This is a genomic window from Lentibacillus sp. L22, from assembly GCF_040812445.1.
GTDB classification, from domain to species: Bacteria; Bacillota; Bacilli; order Bacillales; family Amphibacillaceae; genus Lentibacillus_C; species Lentibacillus_C daqui.
In genome coordinates this window covers 1-928 of record NZ_JBFNXI010000108.1, presented here as the reverse complement: position 1 = coordinate 928, position 928 = coordinate 1, and the positions used below count along the sequence as shown (strand labels likewise).

1 protein-coding gene is annotated in these 928 nt (G+C 41.1%); it reads left to right on the top strand.

The genetic code is table 11. The features are described from left to right. Positions 1-928, top strand: a 928-nt coding sequence (locus ABRT01_RS18285) for a transposase (protein WP_367749201.1), incomplete at both ends; no start/stop codon positions are given.

Below are 928 nucleotides of genomic sequence, written 5' to 3'. Positions count from 1 at the left end.
TGGGTATACGCAATCCGTGTTTTCTGGTCGTAAAATAGAAGCTTTATTACAGGATAGTATCCGCATGATGTGGTTGGCTCAAGGACACGAACCCAGCTATCGCACCATCAATCGTTTCCGTTCTCATCCACTCATCGAAAACATACTACGTGAATGCTTTGTCCAGTTCCGGAATCAGCTTGTGGAAAAGGAATTGATTGAAGAGGAAGCCATTTTTATTGATGGTACAAAAATTGAAGCGAACGCCAATAAGTTCACCTTTGTGTGGCGGAAATCCGTTGAAAGATATAGTGATAAGCTGATTGAAAAGTCTAATCAACTGTATGATGAGCTGTTAGAGAAGGAGATCATCCCAGCAATAGAGCGAGAAAATGAAGAGGAACTTTCCGTCAAAGAAATGGAAGAAGTAGTCGAAAAATTAGACGAGAAAATCGAGGAATATAATAAAGAAATTGAAGCATCTGAAGTTGGTAGTGAACGGAAAAAGCTCCGTTCCGAACGCAAATTACCAAAACAATCCCGGAAGCAATTTATGGATTTCATCACTCGCAAACAAAAGTATCAAAACGATATGGAGATTTTTGGTGATCGCAATAGTTACTCAAAAACGGACCCAGATGCGACGTTTATGCGCATGAAGGATGACTACATGAAGAACGGTCAATTGAAAGCTGGTTACAATGTCCAGATTGCAACGGAAGGTCAATACGCGCTCGCTTACGATGTTTTCCCAAACCCGACGGATACACGCACCTTAATTCCTTTTCTCGACTCGATTGAAGAAAACTTTTTCGAACTGCCGGAACACGTTGTCGCGGATGCCGGATATGGCAGTGAACAGAATTATGAAGATATCATCGAGAACCGAAATCGAACGCCACTTATTACATACAATCAATATCGAAAGGAGAAGAAAAAGAAGCATAAG